Source organism: Chryseobacterium scophthalmum (genome assembly GCF_900143185.1).
In the GTDB taxonomy this organism is placed as follows: Bacteria; Bacteroidota; Bacteroidia; order Flavobacteriales; family Weeksellaceae; genus Chryseobacterium; species Chryseobacterium scophthalmum.
Genome location: NZ_FSRQ01000003.1, coordinates 76,812 through 98,197, shown reverse-complemented (window position 1 = coordinate 98,197; position 21,386 = coordinate 76,812). Strand labels below are relative to the sequence as shown.

General features: G+C 29.9%; 17 protein-coding genes. 2 read left to right on the top strand and 15 right to left on the bottom strand.

Annotation, left to right across the window (positions count from 1 at the left end; all coding sequences use genetic code 11):
• Positions 1–9 precede the first annotated feature (9 nt).
• Complete coding sequence (locus BUR17_RS15530) at positions 10–3,813, bottom strand: hybrid sensor histidine kinase/response regulator transcription factor (RefSeq protein ID WP_159437609.1); 3,804 nt, start codon at positions 3,811–3,813, stop codon at positions 10–12.
• 230 nt (positions 3,814–4,043) lie between these two features.
• On the opposite strand from BUR17_RS15530, the gene BUR17_RS15525 reads away from it, so the two are divergent.
• Together BUR17_RS15525 and BUR17_RS15520 are read left to right on the top strand one after the other, a co-directional pair.
• A complete protein-coding gene (locus BUR17_RS15525) occupies positions 4,044–4,454 on the top strand; it encodes an MliC family protein (RefSeq protein WP_074231445.1) in 411 nt (136 codons plus the stop codon).
• 67 nt (positions 4,455–4,521) lie between these two features.
• Positions 4,522–5,286: an exodeoxyribonuclease III gene (locus BUR17_RS15520; RefSeq protein ID WP_074231443.1), complete on the top strand. Its 765-nt coding sequence runs from the start codon at positions 4,522–4,524 to the stop codon at positions 5,284–5,286.
• Between the two features lie 51 nt (positions 5,287–5,337).
• On the opposite strand, the gene BUR17_RS15515 is transcribed toward BUR17_RS15520, so the two are convergent.
• From BUR17_RS15515 to BUR17_RS15450, 14 genes are all read right to left on the bottom strand, one after another.
• Positions 5,338–5,709 (bottom strand): septal ring lytic transglycosylase RlpA family protein, encoded by a 372-nt coding sequence (locus tag BUR17_RS15515; RefSeq protein WP_074231441.1) that lies wholly within the window; start codon positions 5,707–5,709, stop codon positions 5,338–5,340.
• Between the two features lie 646 nt (positions 5,710–6,355).
• The gene (locus tag BUR17_RS15510; protein ID WP_074231439.1) at positions 6,356–6,727 is read right to left on the bottom strand and encodes a septal ring lytic transglycosylase RlpA family protein; all 372 of its coding nucleotides are present in this window, start codon (positions 6,725–6,727) and stop codon (positions 6,356–6,358) included.
• Between the two features lie 518 nt (positions 6,728–7,245).
• Positions 7,246–8,547 (bottom strand): 30S ribosomal protein S12 methylthiotransferase RimO, encoded by a 1,302-nt coding sequence (rimO, locus tag BUR17_RS15505; RefSeq protein WP_074231437.1) that lies wholly within the window; start codon positions 8,545–8,547, stop codon positions 7,246–7,248.
• Between the two features lie 128 nt (positions 8,548–8,675).
• Complete coding sequence (locus BUR17_RS15500) at positions 8,676–10,064, bottom strand: exopolysaccharide biosynthesis polyprenyl glycosylphosphotransferase (RefSeq protein ID WP_084550685.1); 1,389 nt, start codon at positions 10,062–10,064, stop codon at positions 8,676–8,678.
• Positions 10,065–10,157: 93 nt separating this feature from the next.
• On the bottom strand, positions 10,158–10,703 hold the full coding sequence (gene rfbC, locus BUR17_RS15495; protein WP_074231433.1) for a dTDP-4-dehydrorhamnose 3,5-epimerase: 546 nt from the start codon (positions 10,701–10,703) through the stop codon (positions 10,158–10,160).
• Between the two features lie 84 nt (positions 10,704–10,787).
• Positions 10,788–12,719 carry a right-handed parallel beta-helix repeat-containing protein gene (locus tag BUR17_RS15490; RefSeq protein WP_074231432.1) on the bottom strand — a complete coding sequence of 644 codons (1,932 nt, stop codon included), beginning with the start codon at positions 12,717–12,719 and terminating at the stop codon, positions 10,788–10,790.
• An 8-nt stretch (positions 12,720–12,727) separates the two neighbouring features.
• The gene (locus BUR17_RS15485) at positions 12,728–13,489 is read right to left on the bottom strand and encodes a glycosyltransferase family 2 protein (protein ID WP_074231430.1); all 762 of its coding nucleotides are present in this window, start codon (positions 13,487–13,489) and stop codon (positions 12,728–12,730) included.
• 66 nt (positions 13,490–13,555) lie between these two features.
• Positions 13,556–14,308: a glycosyltransferase gene (locus tag BUR17_RS15480; protein WP_074231428.1), complete on the bottom strand. Its 753-nt coding sequence runs from the start codon at positions 14,306–14,308 to the stop codon at positions 13,556–13,558.
• A 17-nt stretch (positions 14,309–14,325) separates the two neighbouring features.
• Entirely contained in the window at positions 14,326–15,183 is an 858-nt protein-coding gene (locus tag BUR17_RS15475; protein WP_074231426.1) for a glycosyltransferase family 2 protein, read from the bottom strand.
• 1 nt (position 15,184) lies between these two features.
• On the bottom strand, positions 15,185–16,225 hold the full coding sequence (locus tag BUR17_RS15470) for an EpsG family protein (RefSeq protein ID WP_074231424.1): 1,041 nt from the start codon (positions 16,223–16,225) through the stop codon (positions 15,185–15,187).
• A 51-nt stretch (positions 16,226–16,276) separates the two neighbouring features.
• On the bottom strand, positions 16,277–17,341 hold the full coding sequence (locus BUR17_RS15465; protein WP_074231423.1) for a glycosyltransferase family protein: 1,065 nt from the start codon (positions 17,339–17,341) through the stop codon (positions 16,277–16,279).
• Between the two features lie 104 nt (positions 17,342–17,445).
• Positions 17,446–19,791, bottom strand: coding sequence for a GumC family protein (locus BUR17_RS15460; RefSeq protein ID WP_074231421.1), 2,346 nt, complete (start codon positions 19,789–19,791; stop codon positions 17,446–17,448).
• A gap of 225 nt (positions 19,792–20,016) precedes the next feature.
• Positions 20,017–20,652, bottom strand: a complete 636-nt coding sequence (locus BUR17_RS15455; RefSeq protein ID WP_074231420.1) for a DUF3575 domain-containing protein — start codon at positions 20,650–20,652, stop codon at positions 20,017–20,019.
• A 15-nt stretch (positions 20,653–20,667) separates the two neighbouring features.
• The gene (locus tag BUR17_RS15450; RefSeq protein ID WP_317043318.1) at positions 20,668–21,237 is read right to left on the bottom strand and encodes a sugar transferase; all 570 of its coding nucleotides are present in this window, start codon (positions 21,235–21,237) and stop codon (positions 20,668–20,670) included.
• Positions 21,238–21,386 lie beyond the last annotated feature (149 nt).

The window sequence follows — 21,386 nt, the reverse complement described above, 5'->3', positions numbered from 1 at the left end:
AACCTCGATTTAGTGGTATCTATTGGGTGTTTTGCCAAAATATTCTTTAAAACATTTGGTAAAATAGGAAGGCGTATTAAATCCGGTCATATAAGCGACTTCAGAAACACTATGATTTTGTTTTAAAAATTCTGCTGCTTTCTTAAGTCTGTAAATTTTAATAATTTCTCCTGTCGGAATATTAAACATCATTTTTACTTTTCGGTGAAGACTCGTTCGGCTCATCGATAATCCAGAAGCCAATTCGTCTACGCTGAAATTAGTATCATCTAGATTTTTGTCTATGATTTCATAAATTCTATTTAGAAATTCCTGGTGAAGGTTTTCTATTGGATCAGGTTGTTTTGTTTCAGGTTCAGCAATATTTGCTTCGGGTTGCAAAAAGTTTTTTTGAAAATATTCATATTGATGGTTCTGTAAATTCAGGAGATTTTCTATTCTCAATTTAAGCTCTTCGACACTGAAAGGTTTTATTAGATAATCGTTGGCGCCGTAAGAAAGACCTTCAAGCTTACTTTCTGCATCAGCTTTTGCCGTGAGCATAATAATAGGAATGTGATTGATATCGATATTCGATTTTAAAATTTTGCAAAACTCAAAACCATCCATTTCGCTCATTGCAATATCGCTTACAATAAGATTTGGCATTTTCTCCAAAGTAATTTTCAAGGCTTCATTTCCGTTTTCAGCGGTTAAAACATGATATGAGTCAGACAAATTTCCGGCAATAAACTGCGCTAATTCTTTATGATCTTCCACAATAAGTATCGTAGCTTTTTCTTCTGAATTTTGCTGATATTCTGATTTTTTAACCGATTCGTCTTTCTGAGATTCAAAAGGAAGCCAAATTGAAAACGTAGTTCCGGAAGGATCTTGGGTAGAGCTTTTCATATCTATTGTTCCGTGGTGCAGATCTACAAGCTCTTTCACAAGCGAAAGTCCCAAACCATTCCCCTGCAACTGATCCTGATTGGAACCTTTGAAATATCTTTCAAAAATTTCCGACTGTTCATTTTCGGGAATTCCGGTACCGGAATCAGCAACCTTAATCGACAAACCATTATTTTCTTGATTTACTTTTACCGTAATTGCATCCCCATTTTCACAAAATTTAATGGAATTTGAAATCAAATTATATAAAATACGGTCTAAAGTATTGATCGAAAATAAAAATTCAGCTTTTTCAGGGGATTCTAAATTAAGTGTAATTCCCTTTTCTGAAGCGGTTTCCATAAAAGCATTCACAATATTTGAAATGACAGGAACCACATCTCCCCAAACAAAATGAGGCTTCAAAACTCCTGCTTCAAGCTTCGCTACATCAATCAACTGATCGGTAAGATGGATAAGGCTGTTTGTATTTTTCTTAATTGTACCAAACAGTTTTTCTTTTTCATCTTGAGACTCTACACATTTCAGCTGTTCTGCAGGCCCAATGATCAAAGACAACGGAGTTCGGAATTCGTGAGCAATATTGGCGAAAAATTTTGTTTTTATTTTATCGAGCCTGCGCAATTCCTGAGCTTCTTTTTGCTTTAGCTTTATTGAGTTTTTAATGATTTCCTGATTAATTTTAAATCTCACAAACCAAAAAACACCTCCAATCAAAACAATAAAATATAATATTATTGCCCACCATGTTTTCCACCAAGGCGGCGTCACTTTTATAGTTAAAGATTTGATGAGGTTGCTCCAGTTTCCGGTAGTATTGGTTGCATTGACCTGAAAAATATAATTTCCGGGCGGAAGTTTTGTAAAAACGGCTTCTGTATTATTCCCTGCTAAAATCCATTCATCCTGATAACCTTTCAGACGATAACGATACTGAATTTGTTGTGGCTCATTATATTGAAGCGCAGCAAAACTTATAGAAATTGTATTTTCAAAATAATCTACAGAAAGTTGTTGAATTTGGTTTACAGGATTCAGGTTTCTTTCAGCAAGATCAATCTCTTCATTATTAAGAGCAATACTTGTAATAGCTGTCGGAGGTGAAAAATCATCATTTTTAATATCTTCCGGATTGAAAATCACTCCGCTTTTTACACCACCAAATGCCATTTTTCCGTCGGGAAGCATCAATTGATGAAATCTGTTGAACTCGATATTTTCTAAACCATGAGACCGAATAAAAATCCTTAGTTGATACGTTTCGGGATTAAATTTTAAAAGCCCTTTATTGGTTCCCATCCACAGATTTCCAGATTTATCGGGAACAATAGAATATATGACGTTATCGGGAAACCCTTCTTTTCCGGAAAATATTTTAACCTTATTATTCTTTTTATTAAATTGAATCAATCCGTCGTTACTTCCAATCCACAAAATATCATCATTTTTAGGATCAGGAACGAGAGAAATCAAATGGTTAACAGGAAAATCTGTTGTATTGTTTTTAATATTAATAATTTTCTTTGTACCAAAATCTACCTTAACAATACCGTGAGATTCTGTTGCCACCCAAAGTATTTTGGTTTTACGGTCAAAAGAAATATCGGTTGATTTTATATTAGAATTAAATTGATCTGATGAAAATAAAAGCTCCCATTTTGCCTGATGAAACATATAAATATTGTTCAGATCATCAATTACAATCGGCGATTCGCCATAAAGGCTTATTCCTTTTATCGGAGCGAAACCTTCGTCTTTTAATTTTGGTAATTCGGGTAAGCGGAAGATTTTTTTCTGTAGCTTATCATAATACGAAACAATACGATTTAGAGCAATCCAGTTTTTTGTTTGTGATGTTACAGATCTGAGAAAATAGGAAGCCGGTAAAACGCCATTCTGCTTTTGCCAATTAAAAAAATCTGAACCCGAAACTCCATAATAATTTTTCAGAAGATCGGTAGCGAAATCTTTTTCAAAAGTAAAAGACTGAAAATTGAGTTTAGGATCTATCGTATAAATTCCTTCGGCATCTCCGCCAATCCACATCAAACCAGAATTATCAACAAGAAAAGCTTGCGGCGTCCTGTTTTTTTCTAAATTGAGAACGGTAGTTTTTCTAAAGCCAAAAGTCTCGTTATAGCTGTAAATAATATTGTCTGCAATAAAGTATTCTTTACCCTGAAAATCTGTACTGAGCAGTTTGATATTATAAATAGAAGAAAATGGCAGTCTTTCGTTTCTGAAATTTTTTGTCGCAGGATCAAAAAAATAGAACTGTTCTTTATCTGCCCACATCAATTCCCCATTTTTTCTTTGATGAAACAATACAGCTTCTATATTATTTTGTTGCAGCTTATTCGCAAACATCGTATAAGGAATGGGAATGTTTGTAAATCTGTTCGTTTTTTTATCAAAAATCTTGAGGTTTTTCTGCGTTAATACCCAAATATTTTTGTTTTTGTCTTCCAGAATATTGTAAATAATCTCATCAGAATTAAAATTCAGGTTTCTACGGCTCAAAGTTTTCTTTTGAATATCAAAACTAAAAAGTTCATTTTTCATAGTTTTAAACCATAAAAAACGGTCTTGAGTAACTAACCAGCTTTTGCGATGAATAGAAAGGTTATTTTTATCTAAAAATTCTGCATTAATAATATGATTAATCTTTCCTGAATTTATATCTAAATAATCTATTCCCGCAGATTCGTATTTTATCCAAAGTCCATTTTCTCTGCTTTTTCTTAAATAATCTACTGTATTTGAAGCTAAAGAATTATTATCATTAAAATGATGCTGAAATGTTTTAAAGTTTCTTCCGTCGTATCGGGAAAGTCCGTTTCGGGTTCCTATCCATACAAAGCCTTCGTTATCTTGTTCCAAAGCTGAAACAAACGATTGCGGCAAACCTTCATCTACAGACAAATGCCTTATATTTTGAGAAAAAAATATTTGTAAACTAAAAAGAAAAAAGAGAAGAAAAAAATTAAGTTTAAACATAGAAGCCATTCACTATTTAAATTCGCAATATACTTATTAAAAAAATGCTTTTTCCACACAACTACTCAAATATCAATTCACATCTGTTAATTAATTTAATTCACAGAGTTTTGGTATTTAATTTGAAGTAGGTTTTTACCCTTAATATAATAATTATGACTAAAAACATTTTGGCAGCTTCTTTTGTTGCAGTTTTAACTTTAGCAGCCTGCAAAAAAGAAAACAAAACAACAGAATCATCTTTGGGCTCAGATTCTATCGTGAGTTCTCCGACAGATTCTATCAATCAACCTGCAAGTGATTCTTTGGTAAGCAATAAACCAGAATCTAATTCTGAAATTATCAAAACTACTCTTTCTGATAAAGACGGAAAAAAATTAGACGTGACATTTAATAATACAAAAAACACAGCTACTTTAGTATTCAATGGTGAGACGATAGAGCTTGAAGGTCAAAAACCAGCATCCGGAATTTGGTATAAAAATGACCATTACGAATTACGAGGCAAAGGAAATGAAAACGAACTTCACAAAGACGGAAAGTTAATTTTTAAAAGCGAAAAATAAACAAGTTAATGAATGTCGGTACAAAAACCGGCATTTGTTTTTATAACTTTGCTTGTATATTTATTTTATGAGATTAATTACCTACAATGTCAACGGCATCAGAGCCGCTTTTACCAAAGATTTTTTAGGATGGCTGAAAACTGCTGATCCGGATATCATCTGTATTCAGGAAAGTAAAGCAGGAAATGATCAGATTGATATCGAAAGTCTTGAAAAAGCAGGATATCACAGTTATTGGCATTCTGCACAGAGAAAAGGCTACAGCGGAGTCGGAATTGCATCTAAAACAAAACCCAATCATGTAGAATACGGTTGCGGAATTGAAAGCTATGATAACGAAGGAAGAATCATCCGTGCAGATTTTGATGGATTTTCAGTAATTTCTGTTTACGTTCCTTCTGCTTCCAATATTGAAAGACTGGAATTTAAAATGCAGTTTTGCCATGACTTTTTAGAGTATATTAAAAATTTAAAGAAAGAAATTCCGAATTTGATTATTTCCGGAGATTTTAATATCTGTCATCAGGCGATTGACATTCATAATCCTGTTGGTTTAAAAAACACTTCCGGCTTTTTGCCAATGGAAAGAGAATGGATGACCAATTTCATCGAAGAATGCGAATTGATTGACAGTTTCAGATTTTTTAATAACGAACCCGACAATTATACCTGGTGGAGTTACAGACAAAATGCAAGAGCCAATAACAAAGGTTGGAGATTAGATTACAACTTTGCTTCTTATTCTTTAAAAGATAAGCTCAGCAGAGCTGTTATTTTAAAGGAAGCCGTGCATTCTGATCATTGTCCTGCCTTAATCGAGTTTAACCTCTAAAAACATAAAAGCCAGCTAAAATTTAGCTGGCTTTCTAATTTAAATCATAAATTAATCGACAATTTCATATTCCACCGGAATAACACCGCGGTCGGTATTTCCGATTTCATCGAACGCAGCTTTAGACATATCTAATGCTCTTGCTGAATGGAAAGGACCTCTATCATTAATCGATACAATTACTTCTTTACCATTGTTCAAATTGGTAACCCTAACTACGGTACCAAAAGGAAGCGTTCTGTGCGCTGCAGTAAGTTTTGAATTATCAAAAATCTCTCCGCTTGCAGTTTTTCTACCGTTAAATTTATCGTGGTAGTACGATGCATAACTTGTTTTCTTCGCATCTACAGCATTATTCGTAAATGAATAAATGCCTAGTGTTGAAATCATCATTATGATTACGAGAATGAATCTTTTCATCATGTTGAACTTTTACTTGTTTGACGGGGCAAAAGTATATCTAAACATTATACCTGTCTATTTTAATGGTTAACAAGTATTAAATAAAACTTAATTAAAACTTAAAAAAGTTTTTAATTTCCTATTAATAGTGGAATTGAAGCAGGGCGTTAAAAAATGTTAAAAAAAACATGTAAACAATAATTTAATTAACTAATCATTACATAATATTAATTCGAAAAGAAACATAACATACTATTAAACAGATTTTTAATCAAACAATACAGTTTGAAAAATCACCCGATTGACCAATATTTTATTTCTTACATGAATTCGCTTCTTTAATTTTTATACAATATCAAATGAAATTCTGTCAATAGATGTAAGGTAAATCCATCAAATTGAAAAAAGATATTTTAAGATAAAAAAGAAATTGTTTGTACTTAAGATAATTTTTCTAGATTGAATTGACCTCTGTTAAACCATTTGTATTTTAGAATCATCTAAAATATTGAACTCATCTTGAGCTCAAATTACAGATATCAATATTACTCTTTATAGAACGGTTTATTAAAATGGAAATTCTCTGCATAACTGCTGTTAATGAGCAAATGCCAGAAAACATAAAAGCCAGCTAAAATTTAGCTGGCTTTCAAATTTAAATCATAAATTAATCGACAATTTCAAATTCCACCGGAATGGTACCGCGATCGGTATTTCCGATTTCATCGAACGCGGCTTTAGACATATCTAAAGCTCTTGATGAATGGAAAGGTCCTCTATCATTAACCGTTACAATTACCTCTTTTCCATTATTCAGATTGGTTACCCTTATTTCAGTACCAAAAGGAAGCGTTCTGTGTGCCGCAGTAAGTTTTGAATTATCAAAAATCTCACCGCTTGCAGTTTTTCTACCGTTAAATTTATCGTGGTAGTACGATGCATAACTTGTTTTCTTCGCATCTACAGCATTATTCGTAAATGAATAAATACCTAGTGTTGAAATCATCATTATGATTACGAGAATGAATCTTTTCATCATTTTGAACTTTTACTTGTTTGACGAGGCAAAACTATACTTAAACTTTTTACCTGCCTATTTTAAATGTTAACAAACGTTAAGTAAAACTTAAATAAAACATAATTAATCTTGTAAGTGCCTATAAATAGGGATTTTAAAGCCTGGTGTTAAAAAACGTTAAAAAAAAGACTCAAATGTTAATATAATTAACTAATCGATACATAATTCGGTATTTTGCAAATATTTAAATGATTGAAAATCAATAATTTAAACAAATTTTAAAACTTATAAAAATCGCTGTAACTAATTAAAAAAACAATCTACTTATTGATAAATCATAAAATGCTATGGAAAAATTAAAAAACAACAAAATCCTGCTTATTCTAGTTTTGGCGGTGCTTTTAATAGGAATATTTTCTGCTGGAAAAGAATTTGGACAGTATCTTTTTCAAAAATTTAACTAAAAACAAAACTTTAATTTTAACGAAAATAAAAAACCAATGAAAAATTCATTGGTTTTTACTTTTTTATCTTTAAACTTAAACAAGTTCTCCGTACAAATCAAATTCTTCTGCTGAAGTAATTTTCACATTGGCAAAGTCACCAATAGAAATGTAAGTGTCTTCTGCGGAAACCAAAACTGTATTATCTACATCTGGAGAATCGTATTCTGTACGACCCACGAAATAGTTTCCTTCTTTTCTGTCGAAGATACATTTATAAACCTCCCCGATTCTCTTCTGATTTTTATCCCAAGAAATCTGCGACTGCAATTCCATAATCTCTTCTACTCTAGCCTCTTTTACTTCCTGTGGAATATCGTCTTCTAAAACGTAAGCTCCTGTATTTTCTTCATGCGAATAAGTGAAGCATCCTAATCTGTCGAATTTCTGCTCTCTTACCCATTCTTTCAATTCCTGGAATCTTTCTTCCGTTTCACCAGGATACCCTACAATTAGAGTCGTTCTGATTGCCATATCCGGAACTTTCTCTCTGAACTTGTCTAATAAAGCATTTGTTTTTTCGTGCGTTGTACCACGCTTCATCGATTTCAACAAATCTGAATTGATGTGCTGAAGCGGAATATCTATATAATTACAAACTTTCGGCTCTTCACGGATAATATCTAAAACATCTTCCGGGAAACCACTTGGAAAAGCATAATGAAGACGAATCCATTCAATTCCTTCTACTTTTACCAATTCTTTTAATAGCTCGCCTAAAGCTCTCTTTTTATAAATATCTAAACCGTAATACGTTAAATCCTGAGCAATCAAAATTAATTCCTTTACTCCCACTTTCGCTAATTTCTGAGCTTCTTTTACCAACTTCTCAATCGGCGTAGAAACGTGACCACCTCTCATCAAAGGAATCGCACAGAACGAACAAGGCCTGTCGCAACCTTCAGAAATTTTAAGATATGCGTAATGTTTTGGCGTAGTTATTAATCTTTCACCTATCAATTCATGTTTATAGTCTGCTCCTAAATGTTTCAACAAAATCGGAAGATCTCTTGTCCCAAAATATTGGTCAACATCAGGAATTTCTTTTATCAAATCTGGTTTGTATCTTTCTGAAAGACATCCTGTAACGAAAACCTTCTCAACTTCTCCTCTGTTTTTCGCCTCAACGAAGTCTAGAATCGTGTTGATCGATTCTTCTTTTGCATTATCGATAAAACCGCAGGTATTGATCACCACGATATCTCCTCTATCTTCGTGCACAACTTCTTTTCCGTTGGCTTTCAGCTGGCTCATCAACACTTCAGAATCGTACACGTTTTTGGAGCATCCCAACGTGACGATATTTATCTTTTTCTTACCTACAGATTTTGTGCGCATTTTATATTGAATAATAAGTAATTAGTAATCAGTAATTTTTGTGGGTGCAAATTTAAGAATAAAAAAAAGAACCGATGATTCGGTTCTCTATTTATATTGATTATAAACAATGTTCATTTAAAATAAGATTAATATGCCTGTTCATCACCTCTGACTATATTATATAGGGTTAAAAATATGATTTTCATGTCTAAAAAGAAAGACCAGTTCTGAATATACCAAACATCCTTTTCAATTCTTTTCTCCATATCGCTATGAGAAAATATCTCACCTCTAGCTCCCATCACTTGCGCCCAACCTGTAATACCGGGTTTTACAATGTGTCTAGTCATATATTTTTTTGTGATTTTTGAATACATTTCTGTTTGAGAAAGCATATGAGGTCTAGGACCCACTATTGACATTTCACCAAGAAAAACATTAATAAATTGAGGTAACTCATCAATGCTCGTTTTTCGCATAAATGCTCCAAATCTGGTTATTCTTGCATCATTCTTTCTTGCCGTCTGAATATCAGCAATTGTATTGCTTTTCATACTTCTGAACTTAATACAGTTGAATGGTTCATTATTAAGCCCAGATCTTTTTTGTAGAAAAAAAACAGATTCATTACTCTCAATTTTTACAATTAGGGCAACAATTGGTATGAGCCACGATAATAAAAATACCATTACAAAAAGGGAAAAACCGATATCGAATGTTCTTTTTAACAACTGTTTCTTAGGATTTGAAAGGGGTTCCCTTATAAGTTTAAGAAATGGGATTTCGTGAATTACATCAAAATAATTAGGTCCTAAATTGGCATATTTGAAATCGGGAACCATATAGATTCTTATCATTTTATGCTCAGCAATTTCAACAATTTGTTTATAAAGCTCAACATCTATATCATTATCACAGAAAATGATACTATTTATTTTGGTAGTTTCTAAATCCTGAAATAGTTTATCAATTCTGCCTAGGTATTTATTTTTTGTTTCTGTGCTTACAATCGTATACGTTCCTCTTATTCCGAGCGCTCTTCTTAAATCATTATTTGATAGCAATGTGGCAGATAGTTTGTTCTCACCAACCAACACTGTATTAAAAGTATACAGTTTTCTGCCTAATTTTACTCTATTTTTCTTTCTATATAGAAAAAGTAAAAAACGAGTGAAAACCATAAAAAACCCAACCAACAAAAAATATAAAATAATATTATTAAAATTGATTTTTACAGAAAAAATAAAAAGTAAGAAAATTATAGAAGTAATAATTAATAATAAAAAAGATTTAGTTAAAGCATTAAAATGTAGTGAAGATTCTTTAATTTTAAGACTTTTATATGGCTTGGTTATTATAGTTATAACAAACCATGATATGTTGAGAAGAAGTAACTGAGCTCTATATTCTTGGGCTAAATCTTTTTGACTAAATTCAAAAAAATAAAGTTTCCCAAAAATGATAAATGTGTTGATAATAATATAATCTATTATCAAAAATATTCTAGGCAGATGTTTAAAAAAATAAACTAACATACAATCTTTCCAACCATTTGTGACAGTACTTATATTTAATAATTAATAAAATTAAATACTTATATTTTCTGATTTTAATAAGTTTCTAATATATTAAAAATTTTTCAAAGCAAATGTTGGTAAAACTTGATCTTTATCAGATAAAATAATATCTTCTAAAGGGAGCTTCCAATCAATATTAAGATCAGAATCATTCCATAAAACTCCTCCTTCTGAAGCTTTATTATAGAAATTATCGCATTTATAAGAAAAAACGGCCTCAGTACTTAATACAGAAAAACCATGCCCAAAACCTCTTGGAACATAAAGTTGTAATTTATTTTCACCTGTCAATTCAAGAGAAAACCATTGCCCAAAGGTTGGAGAATCTTCTCTTAAGTCAACCGCAACATCTAAAACACTTCCCTCTAAGCAAGAAACTAATTTTGCCTGAGCTTTATCCCCCTTCTGTAAGTGCAAACCTCTTAAAACGCCATATGAAGATTTAGAAATATTATCTTGAACAAAGTGACCGTTCATTCCAGTCAATTCTTCAAACTTTTGTTCGTTGAATTTTTCATAAAAATATCCCCTGTCATCTTCAAAAACAGTAGGTTCTAAAATGTAACAATCTTTTAACGGGGTAGATTTTATTTTCATAGATATATTATGTAGAATAATTCTAATTATCTCTTTTTTATAAGATACAAATATATAAAAACTGATTATTTTAAACTAACAAGATTATTGGGTGATCCCAACCTTAGAAAAATCAATTTTTTTAAATTTTGTTAACTTAAAGATATCATTATTACCTATTAAATAATAAAATTTATTTTTTTTCAGCATCGGATTGAGAAAAAAAACATTAGATTCATTTTGAAGTAAATTAATTGATCTTTTATTGTCTAATATAAAATAGATGTTATTATCTGTCTTTTTACGAATGGAATTCCAATTTTGGGTAAAAATATTATCATTCTTATGAACCACAATGTTTCTTGTAAATGTAAGAGACAAATGCTCTTCTATTCTTGTTGCTTCCAACTCTGCCAAACTATTAAAAGCAAATATGTTATTTTCAATAATATTATTTTTGCCATAGTGCTGATGAAATCCTGCACTACTACAATTGTAAATTAGATTATTTTTAATTTCTAATCCGCTAGATCCTTCATCTGCAAATATTCCCCATCCTCCATATTCATTTGATTTCACATCATGAACAATATTATTTTCAATTAGTGTTCCATTCGATATACCAAGTGTATAAATACCTCCCAAATCATCCAAAGTTCCTTGGCCAATATTAAAAATATGATTATATGAAACAGTGTTACTGTGTGCGAAACTCTTACCGTATCCCCAAACCCAACCGAGAGAAATTCCACTATACGTAAAATTAGAGATTTCATTATGAGATACCGTGTTTAAAAATGAATCAAAAATAATTACTCCAGCAGCGTCAGGATAAAGCTGTCCTCCGCCGAAGATTCTATTATCAATAATGGAAGTATTTTTTGTTATATTAGCTTCTGAACCGTATTTCGGAACACCTATTTTAATAGCACTTGCACCTAAATTTTGAAGATTTGATTTTGATATTTTTATATCATTACATCCATCTTTAATCCAAATTGCACTTTTACTTGTATTATCTACTTTAATATTTTTTAAAACTATATTGTTTGAATAATTGAGCTCAATAGCTGCATCAATATTGGCAGCAGATTGATATGGAAAATAACCTGATTTTTCCAACCCCTTACCAATTGTATTAAATTCTATATTTTCAAATTCTAAAAAACTAACCTTATGATCAGGTTTTCCAGTTATTGTGATTGCCTTATTTGTTGATGCTAAATAGATAACTGCCTCATCTATAACCTCATCATTTTTAGGTTTATATATTATTTCATTAAGATCCTTATAATACCATTCGCCATTATTTAGCTTTTTCTCAACATTATTAACATAAAAGTGCGTTTTAAGTGGCACAATGTTATAATAATCAGGAAAGTTATTTCCTACAAAAGTAATAGTACTATCTTCATAATTATGCTCTTCAATATATCTGATAATATTTGTCCATTTTACAAAAAAAGTGACATAAACATTTTTAATGTTTGTTTTGTTGTATGATTTTAAAAGATTATTCAGTGATTCGGGAATTTTAACTACAAATTTCTTGTCATAGTACTTTACACCCAATGGTGTTAAAAAGTCAGTTGATGGAAATTTAGAAATCATTCTTTGCTTTCCATTAACACTTATAATTTGTGGTGGTTCACTAAGTGAAGAAAATTCAGATTTGTTGGTATTTAATATCCACTCTTGTGTCTGTTTATTAATTACAGGAACAATCCTATTACCACCAAATAACACAGGTCGATTTTTAGGATCGCCAATGACTCTAATTTTTGTATTTTCTGTTCTTGAAATATTTTCATTTAGGTTCAGTTCATTTGTAAAAACATAATTTCCGCCAGAAACTTTTATATCTACAGGCTGGTTATTCTTATTTTGGGCTATTTTAAAGGCTGCTTGTAAAGAATAGACTGGAGATTTTATGCTTCCAGAATTTTTATCATTTCCTAAAATTGAAACATAAATTACATGCTGAGAAAAAGCAAAATAAGAAACAAAAAAACAGAATAAAAATACTATTCTTATCATTGTTGAATCTATTTGTACTTTAAAATTCTTGGTAATATATACTGTGGGATTTTTTTGATAATTTTACAAAACAAAGTAAACTTACCTCTTAATTTGTTTTCAGTAATTATCTTCAAGTCTTCAATCGATTTCATCTTTTGCTGATTGATATCGGTGCTTTTTCCACCCATTCTCATTTTGACAACCCATTCATTAAAAAATACTTTCTTTATATTTTTATTTTTGAACCATCTTAACGAAATTTCATAATCAGAGGCGATTTTAAAATCTTCCCGATAAAGACCATACTTTTCAAATACTGATTTTTTTACAAAAATTGTTGTATGCAGTGGAATCCATCCAAAGTTTAAATATCTATTTTTAAAAACATTAGATTTATAGATACGTTTAACAATATTACTGTTTTGTGAATCTACGTACATACCATTTGCATAAACAATATCAGCATTTGTAGCATTAAATACATCAACAATTTGTTTTATTGTATTTTCACAGTAAAAAAAGTCATCAGAATGTAAAAGGCCAATAATATCTCCTGTACTATTAATTATTCCTTTATTCAATGCATTATAGATTCCTGTATCTTTCTCTGAAAGTAGAAAATCAATTTTGTTTCTATATTTTTCTATGACATCTATTGATTTATCACTGGATGCTCCATCTATTATAATATACTCTATATTTTTATAATCTTGGCTTATGACACTTTCTATCGCCTCAGCTATTGTTTTTTCGCGATTATAACATGCTGTTATTATTGAAACTTTCATAATTTTAAAATACTTTTTTCTGCACTATTATTATTTAATTACAGAAAAATTATAATTTATACAAATCTATTCAATTTTTGATCTTTTATATGCATCAATCCACATTTTCAAAAAAAGAAATCTTGTGAATAATTTCTCATGCAGTTTTCTTTGTATAAAACTGGTATTTTTATCGTGAATTCTATGATATAAAGTTACCTCTTCTAAATGTACAATTTTTTTAATTACATTTGCTACCATAGCAATCCATAAATCATGTGCACTTATATAGCTGGGAAATGGTAATATATATCTTTTCAATTTAGAATTAAATGCCATTGTGCAACCAAAGTACGGAATATTTCCTTTAAAAATATCGATAATGTTTTTAGTATAAGTTTCTCCGTTATTTCTATGCGTAAGTTTTGTTTTAGATCTTATCACTTCTTCCCCTTGATTATTGAATGCAAAAAAGTTTGAACAAACTAATAAATTATCTTTCTCGTTTAATTTTTCATACATGTTTATTAGCCTTCCTTCAACCCAAATATCATCCTGATCACTTAAAAATAAAATTTCATTTTTTGCTATTCCAATCAGTTTTTCAAAAGTTTTGATGTATCCTAAATTTTCTTCATTTTTATATAAATAAATATTTGGATAATTGTATGACATTACTTTTTTGATAGAATTATCTGTGGAAAAATCATCAATAATTATTAATTCGTCCGCATCATTATCTAATTGTGGCAAGATTGAATTTATCTGTTCTTCTATGTATTTTTCGCCATTAAATAAAGCAATACATACAGAAACCGGTTTTCTAACAGCCTTAAACATTAATGTAAGTTTATTAATTAAAAATTTGTTTTATTTGAAGAATTATTAAAAAATCTTAATATATTAAATTTAAATTTAAGTATATAGAATTTAAAAAAACTAATTTCTGTATATTTTGTAACAAATTTAAAAACATTCATTTGTGATTGAATTGATTTCTTAGTTAGAAAAATTTTGATTATTCGATCTTTAAATGAAATTCTATTTGCTCCCAAAACATTATTACTATGTTGTCTATAAAGCATTAATGACGTATCAATATATTTAATAGTACCATACTGTAGTGCTTTTATAATAGCATACCAATCATGCATTAAAATATTTGTATCATAATCATTTAGTTTTATTTTTAACTGATGATTAAACATCATTGTACATCCAGGTGCACAATTAAATATAGAAATATATTTGCTTTTTTTCAAAATTAAATATGGTGGGAGTTTATTATAGTTCCATAGAGATCTATCGATTTCATTTAGATCTTGATCAACAACTGTTGCATCTGAAAAAACCATTAGTAAATTATTCTGTGCGTTTTCATTTTGTAAGAAAACATTGTATAAACTACTAACTTTGTTTTTTAACCATATATCATCCTGATCACAAAACATATAATATTCAGAATTCACTTTTGATAATAAATCCATAAAGCTAAGTGCCGCACCAACATTCTCTGCACCTTCTAAAAAAACTATATTATCGTATTTTTCACAATATTTTCTTATGATTTCCGTAGTTGAATCATTAGAACCATCATCTCTTATATATAATTTCCAATCGTTATAGTCCTGATTTATAATAGAATTTATTTGTTCTTCTACATATTTCTCTCCATTATATGTCGATAGTAAAATTGCAATCTTATCTTTTCTCATCTTATTTAACTATTAATTTCACGTAGTAAATATTCATCAAGAAAAAAACCAATGCTATTGAAAAAACTAAAATTAAACCTAAAAATTTGAATTGTTTAGGAAATATATAAATAAGACACGGTATAATAATAATCTCAACTACTCCTATTAACTCTTGTATACGAAATGAAAAAACAGGAATTTTTGATAAAAAAATGAACAAAAATAAAGAAATAGCATACAGCTTAATTAGAAGATAAATATTTGTAAAATGTTCTGAAATTTTCTTTGTGTAATACAGTAAACCATAGAAAATCACAATACGAATTAAAAATAAAGCATTAAAAACATTAGTTTTCGATTCCTTCATAAATCCTGACTCAGTTGCTACTTCATAAAAATCAATTTTCTCCTGAATGCTAGGAATTGGGATTTTAATATCCATTACTGTATTAAAAAAATAAAAAAAATATCCAAAAGGGATTATCCAGTAGTAAAACTTTAGATTTTTCTCAGAATTTGCAAACAAAGGGAACATCACAACTAAAAAGCAACTTTGGTGAAATAGAATTGCTAAACCTGCAAAAACATAAAAAGTAATATATTTTTTATCTGCCAAGTAAATCAACGATAGTAACAAAAAGCCAGTAGCTACACCAATTCTAATCTGTGTAAACTCGTGAAGCATATAATAATTTGAAACATATATGAGGAAAGAGCCCCATACAAGAGGAGAAAGTTTCTTAATTGCTACAAACTTAATTGTTACGCCAATTATAGCATAGATAAGTAATAAATATTGAAAACCTAATCCTAAATCTGATTTTATAAAATTCCGAATGAGATAAAAGGAGTATTCTACATTTCCTTTCAATTTAGTCGTCATCCAAAAAGCTTTGTATATATAATAATCTTTATCAAAACCTTTATCTCTGAAACCAGCAATCAAAGCGAGAGCAAGACCCAAAAGCAGTAAAACTATATTGGTAATAGTTTTATTTTTTATATCAATAAAATATAAAACACTAAAACTGATAAAAATTGCAAAGAAAATGCTAATCATTATTACTATTTAATTTAGTACTCCTGTATCTTTTAGTAACGGATTTTTTAATTAATCCTCTCCTAGGTTTTTGATAAATACTTTAGTTTTTTTGCTTTCTAAATATAGATTTTTAATAAGATCTCTGTTATGTATACTTTTTTTAGGGGATAAATTTTTCACTATATCATTTACAGATAAATTTTCAAACCCAATATCTTTAAAATCACCGATCTCATCAGATAAAACAATTGGGATTATTCCATAATTCATGTATTCAACCAATTTTGTTGGGCAAGCTACATTATTTACCGGAATATCATCTCTCAAAACAAACCCATAATGGGCTTTTTTATAATAATTTGCAAGTTCCTCAGCTTTTACTCCTCGTATATCTACATTTTCCAAACTGATATTTTTATCACTGAATTTCTCTTTCATTGCTTCAACTTCACCAGTTAGGATCTGAAAAAAATAATTCGGATTATTATTTATTTTCTTAATGTTATCAAGCATAAAATCGATATTCTGCCAAGCTTGTAAATTCCCGCTGTAAATAAAGTTTACCTTTTCTGATTTTGTATTATTATCTAATTCTTCTTGGGACATTTCTTCCAAATTATTGGGAAGAATGGGATAAACAATATATCCAGGTGAAGCATTTGGATATTTTTTTTTATAATGATTAATTAATCTATGAGAAACACCTATCACATATTTCAGATTATTGTAAATATATTTTTCAATTTTATTAAAAATCAAGGATCTTTTTATGTCTCCTTCCATCAAAAACTCTTCAGGAACAAGTCCATGTAAGTCTAAAACATATTTCCTTGTAAAAATTTTGATAAACAAGAACTGGTACAGCAAATTATGTATAGAATGAATGTAAATTAATTTTGAACTTTTAAATAAGCTTAAAATCAATCCTAAATGAAAGATTAAATTGCATCTAACTACAATCCTTTTTTCAGCATTATTCTCTAAATACGTTTTTCTAAAATATCTGTAGGGAGATACTGTAATATAGACCTTCCTATTTTCTTTGAATATAGAGTCAATATGTATTACCCTTTGGTAAGCTCCATCTCGTAGATCTTCCCTTGATTGAGGATATTTAGATAAAAATAAAATCATATTTTCAAAATGTTTCTATATTACAGTGTACAGAATTAAAATTTGAAAACTATACCTAATATTCTTTATCTCTAAAAAGCTAATCATATATACAATAAAATGATTTACTTAAACTGCCACCATTTTTTCTTAACATCTGCATGATATCCATAGCCATATTTATTACCATATCCAAAATTTGACTCTTTTATACCGTTGATAACTATTCCTACATTTTTAAGCTTATTATCATCGAGAGAATTATTCAGAAATTCAATATAACTGTTTTCAGTAACTTCAGATCTAGTTACGTATACAATAGCATCACTCTTATCTGCAATAAGGAATGAATCTGTTACAAGTAATAAAGGTGCAGTATCCAAGACAATATACTTATATTTATTCTGGCTTTTCACCATTTCTAAAAGCTCATCTAATTTGCCATTTTGCAAAAGATCTGTAGGGTTTGGAGGAATTGATCCCGAGTAAATAAAATCACAGTTTTCATTGTATCCACTTGGATGAATAATATCATTCAATTGCAATTCTTCTCCACTCAAAAATTCAGTCAAACCTTTAGCTTGCTTCATTGAAGGGTTATAACGCTGCAACTGAGGGTTTCTCACGTCTGCACCTATTACCAATACTTTATTTCTCGAAGAAGCAAGAATAATTGATAGATTTGTTGACATAAATGTTTTCCCTTCTCCTTTTACTGAAGAAGTAACCATAATTGTTTGTGAACCTTCTATGGGAGGTAATAAAAATTTCAGATTGGTGACAAAAATTCTGAAAGCTTCTGCAACTGGAGAAACATCATTAAATGCTACCAAAGTATTTTCCTTATTTTTAAGATTAGGAATTTCAGCAAGAATTGGCAATTTTGTAAGCTTAGAAAGATCTTTTCTTGTAATAATTCTGCTTTGTAATAATTGTTGGATATAAATAAACGCTAAAGGGATAATAAAACCTACAAAAAGAAAAATTCCAAAAATAACTTTTTTTCGTGGTGCAACAGGTATTTTAAATACAAAAGCTTTGTCTAATACTCTTGCTTTTTCTGCCGTAATTTCCATACTAATTGCAGCTTCTTCTCTCTTCTGTAGAAGTAAAAGATACAGACTTTCTTTTATCTGTTGTTGTCTTTCAATATTTCTGAATAACTTTTCCTGACGTGGTATTTTTCCAATACTACTTTCAGAACTTCCTAATTGAGCATCTACTTGTCTTTTAGCTAAATCCAAAGAAGTAACATTTCTTTGTAGAGTCTGAGTTAATGAAGATTTAACCTCCTCAATCTGTTTTGTAGCTTCCCTTACAAGCGGATTATCTGGTGTTGCGTTCTCAAGATACTTATTTCTCTGTAAAACAAGAGCATTGTATTCCTGAATAACTTTAGCAGCAGCTTCATTATCAAGTCCTATATTCAGTGGCAGTACATCAGAAACTCCTTTTCTGTTTAATGCACCTTGAAGAATTTTGTTCAATTCAATTTGAGTTCCTAATTCTAATAATTTGGCTTTGCTCTGCTCTTTCATCTGAAGATTTATTCGGGCTTCTGATGCAAGATCTACAATATTGTTGGTAGATTTATATCCTTCTTTCTGAGTTTCAACGTCACCTAATTCTTTAGATATTAGTGTAATTCTATTATCAATAAAATCTTTGGTCTTTTTTGACTCAATATTTTTATCATTAACAGCATAAGTGTTATATTGTCTCACTAGGCTATTTAAAAAGTCTTTTGCCTTTTCTTTGTTTTCAAAATCAACGGAAAGGTTAATAATCGTACCATCTTTATCAAGCAAATCTACCATCAATGCCTGTTCAAAATCACTTACTGTAGAGTCGAAGTCATTATAATAGAAAAACAGATCAGACGTGTTACTCTTCTTCGGAACTTTATAATCCTGATTTTTTCTTATCATTATTAAAGCAAAGGGAAGATTTATTGTCTTTCCATAAGCAGCAATAATATCTTTATCCCATTCTTCGGAAGATAAAATAACTTCATTTCCTTTAGTCTTAATAGAAATCGGTTTTTTAGGTAATTCTACATCATTTTTGCTCTGAATTACATTAATGATATACGGACTTGTTGAACCATAAAGTTCAACATTATTAAAAGTTTGTTTAGAATAAAGAGGAGTTTGGAAGTTATGCTCCTTCAAAACATCTTCAACAATGGTTTTAGATTCGAAAACTCCAATTTCATTTTCAATGCTGCTTGTACCCATACCACCGATGCCTCCCAAACTTTGAAGTACTCCCATATCCCCTGAAGCAGCAGACATTTTTTTTGCATCTTTTATAAGTACAGAGGTCTGTGCTTTATAAATAGTTGGTTGTGTTTTTATATAATAAATTGCCAATGCTCCCATAATGAAAATAATAGCTAGGAAAAACTTCCATTTTTTCACATATGGAGAAATAATTTCTTTAATATTGATCTCTTTACTGTTTTTATCCATTTCGTTGGACTCTATTTTTAAGAATTACGTTTTGTTTAAAACTATTTTATTGAAACCCTGCAAATATATCCATATTTTATAAATTCTTTGTAGTAATATGCTCTGATAATTCCAATAATTATTACATTTTGTAATCATTATTAAAATTTGTTATCATTCCAAGCATTATTTTAATTAAATTGAGACTTTAAGCCTATCACTAAAAATTTAAGTAAGAATAAAAATTTACTGTATCTTATAAGTGAACATCAATCCTGCTCTCGTAGGAATGACCTCTCCACTTTTGTTCCATTTTTTTGCATTATCGTAACGTTCGTTGGTATCTTTCAAATAACCTTTGTAAATAGATTGTGTTGAACCAATACCAACAAAAACATCTAATCCTAACTTCTCATTAATGGTAAAATGATATCCACCGCTAACCCCGAAGATGAAAGCGAGTCCCCTTTGATAACGCTCTGTCATACGAATATTTCCATCCTCTAAAAGCTGAGGATTACCCGCTTCATTCAAAACGGGTTGTGCAGAATAATAATTCCATTTTTGTAAATCAAACGCTGCTATTGAACCATAAGCACCGATATACCATTTTTTTAATACTTCATCAAAGTAATATCTTCCTTCCAAAGTTCCCATGTATATTTGAAGATTTTTGCCATGAAAAGATTTCCATGGAGATATAAACCCTTCTGCCTGAAGAGAAATCTTTTTACTTACAGGCTTTTCTATGGCCAAATTAATCATACCAAATATTGCAAAAGGAGCGTTTACTTTAAAAGTAGTCTGAGCTTTTACATTTACTAATAAAAGGAAAACTGAAAGAAAGGTTACTTTGAAAAATAACCGATTAATGTACTTCATAATATTTCTAATGCATTATTTTCTTAAAACAAAGAATGTTCTAAGCAAAATCTGTGCATCTTTTTTTAAGGAGAGATGTTTATAATACTCTAAATTCATTTTCACTTTCTCGGGAAAAATATTTTCATCATTGTATTTTAAGGGATCTATTTGTTGATTTAAAATTTCTTCCTCATTTCTGAATTTAATTCCTGCTTCACTTGTCAATCCGGGTTTCAGTTCAAGAACAAGCCTATCATTACCTTCTAGGGTATCATAATATCCCGAAATATCGGGACGTGGTCCCACCAAAGACATATCGCCTTTAAGAATATTAAACAACTGTGGAAGCTCATCTAATTTGGTTTTTCTCATCCATATCCCTAGAATTGATTTTGTATGATATTTTCGATGATAGGTTCTGAATTTATAGATGACAAAAATGTTTCCAAACCTTCCAATTCGCTGCTGTTTAAAAATACCTGGAAAACCTGTATCTAAAGATGAGACCAGGAAAAGTATAAAAAACAAAGGCAGTAAAATAAGGATTGCTAAAAAACTCAGTCCATAATCCATCGCTGCTTTCCACCAAGGATATTTTTTCACTCATTCATTATTGGTCTGTAAAGATAGTGAAAGATGTCGGTTGTTTTCATTATCTTTATATGATATCAAATTTACAATTTAGATATAATGTACAAAGTACTAAAAATCTCTTTTTACAAAGTTTAAAATTATAGAAGAATATTATTTTT

Coding starts and splice junctions, on each gene's coding strand:
- BUR17_RS15525 (WP_074231445.1), top strand. CDS start 4,044: ATGACTAAAAACATTTTGGCAGCTTCTTTTGTTGCAGTTTTAACTTTA.
- BUR17_RS15520 (WP_074231443.1), top strand. CDS start 4,522: ATGAGATTAATTACCTACAATGTCAACGGCATCAGAGCCGCTTTTACC.
- BUR17_RS15515 (WP_074231441.1), bottom strand. CDS start 5,709: ATGATGAAAAGATTCATTCTCGTAATCATAATGATGATTTCAACACTA.
- BUR17_RS15510 (WP_074231439.1), bottom strand. CDS start 6,727: ATGATGAAAAGATTCATTCTCGTAATCATAATGATGATTTCAACACTA.
- rimO (WP_074231437.1), bottom strand. CDS start 8,547: ATGCGCACAAAATCTGTAGGTAAGAAAAAGATAAATATCGTCACGTTG.
- BUR17_RS15500 (WP_084550685.1), bottom strand. CDS start 10,064: ATGTTAGTTTATTTTTTTAAACATCTGCCTAGAATATTTTTGATAATA.
- rfbC (WP_074231433.1), bottom strand. CDS start 10,703: ATGAAAATAAAATCTACCCCGTTAAAAGATTGTTACATTTTAGAACCT.
- BUR17_RS15490 (WP_074231432.1), bottom strand. CDS start 12,719: ATGATAAGAATAGTATTTTTATTCTGTTTTTTTGTTTCTTATTTTGCT.
- BUR17_RS15485 (WP_074231430.1), bottom strand. CDS start 13,489: ATGAAAGTTTCAATAATAACAGCATGTTATAATCGCGAAAAAACAATA.
- BUR17_RS15480 (WP_074231428.1), bottom strand. CDS start 14,308: ATGTTTAAGGCTGTTAGAAAACCGGTTTCTGTATGTATTGCTTTATTT.
- BUR17_RS15475 (WP_074231426.1), bottom strand. CDS start 15,183: ATGAGAAAAGATAAGATTGCAATTTTACTATCGACATATAATGGAGAG.
- BUR17_RS15470 (WP_074231424.1), bottom strand. CDS start 16,225: ATGATTAGCATTTTCTTTGCAATTTTTATCAGTTTTAGTGTTTTATAT.
- BUR17_RS15465 (WP_074231423.1), bottom strand. CDS start 17,341: ATGATTTTATTTTTATCTAAATATCCTCAATCAAGGGAAGATCTACGA.
- BUR17_RS15460 (WP_074231421.1), bottom strand. CDS start 19,791: ATGGATAAAAACAGTAAAGAGATCAATATTAAAGAAATTATTTCTCCA.
- BUR17_RS15455 (WP_074231420.1), bottom strand. CDS start 20,652: ATGAAGTACATTAATCGGTTATTTTTCAAAGTAACCTTTCTTTCAGTT.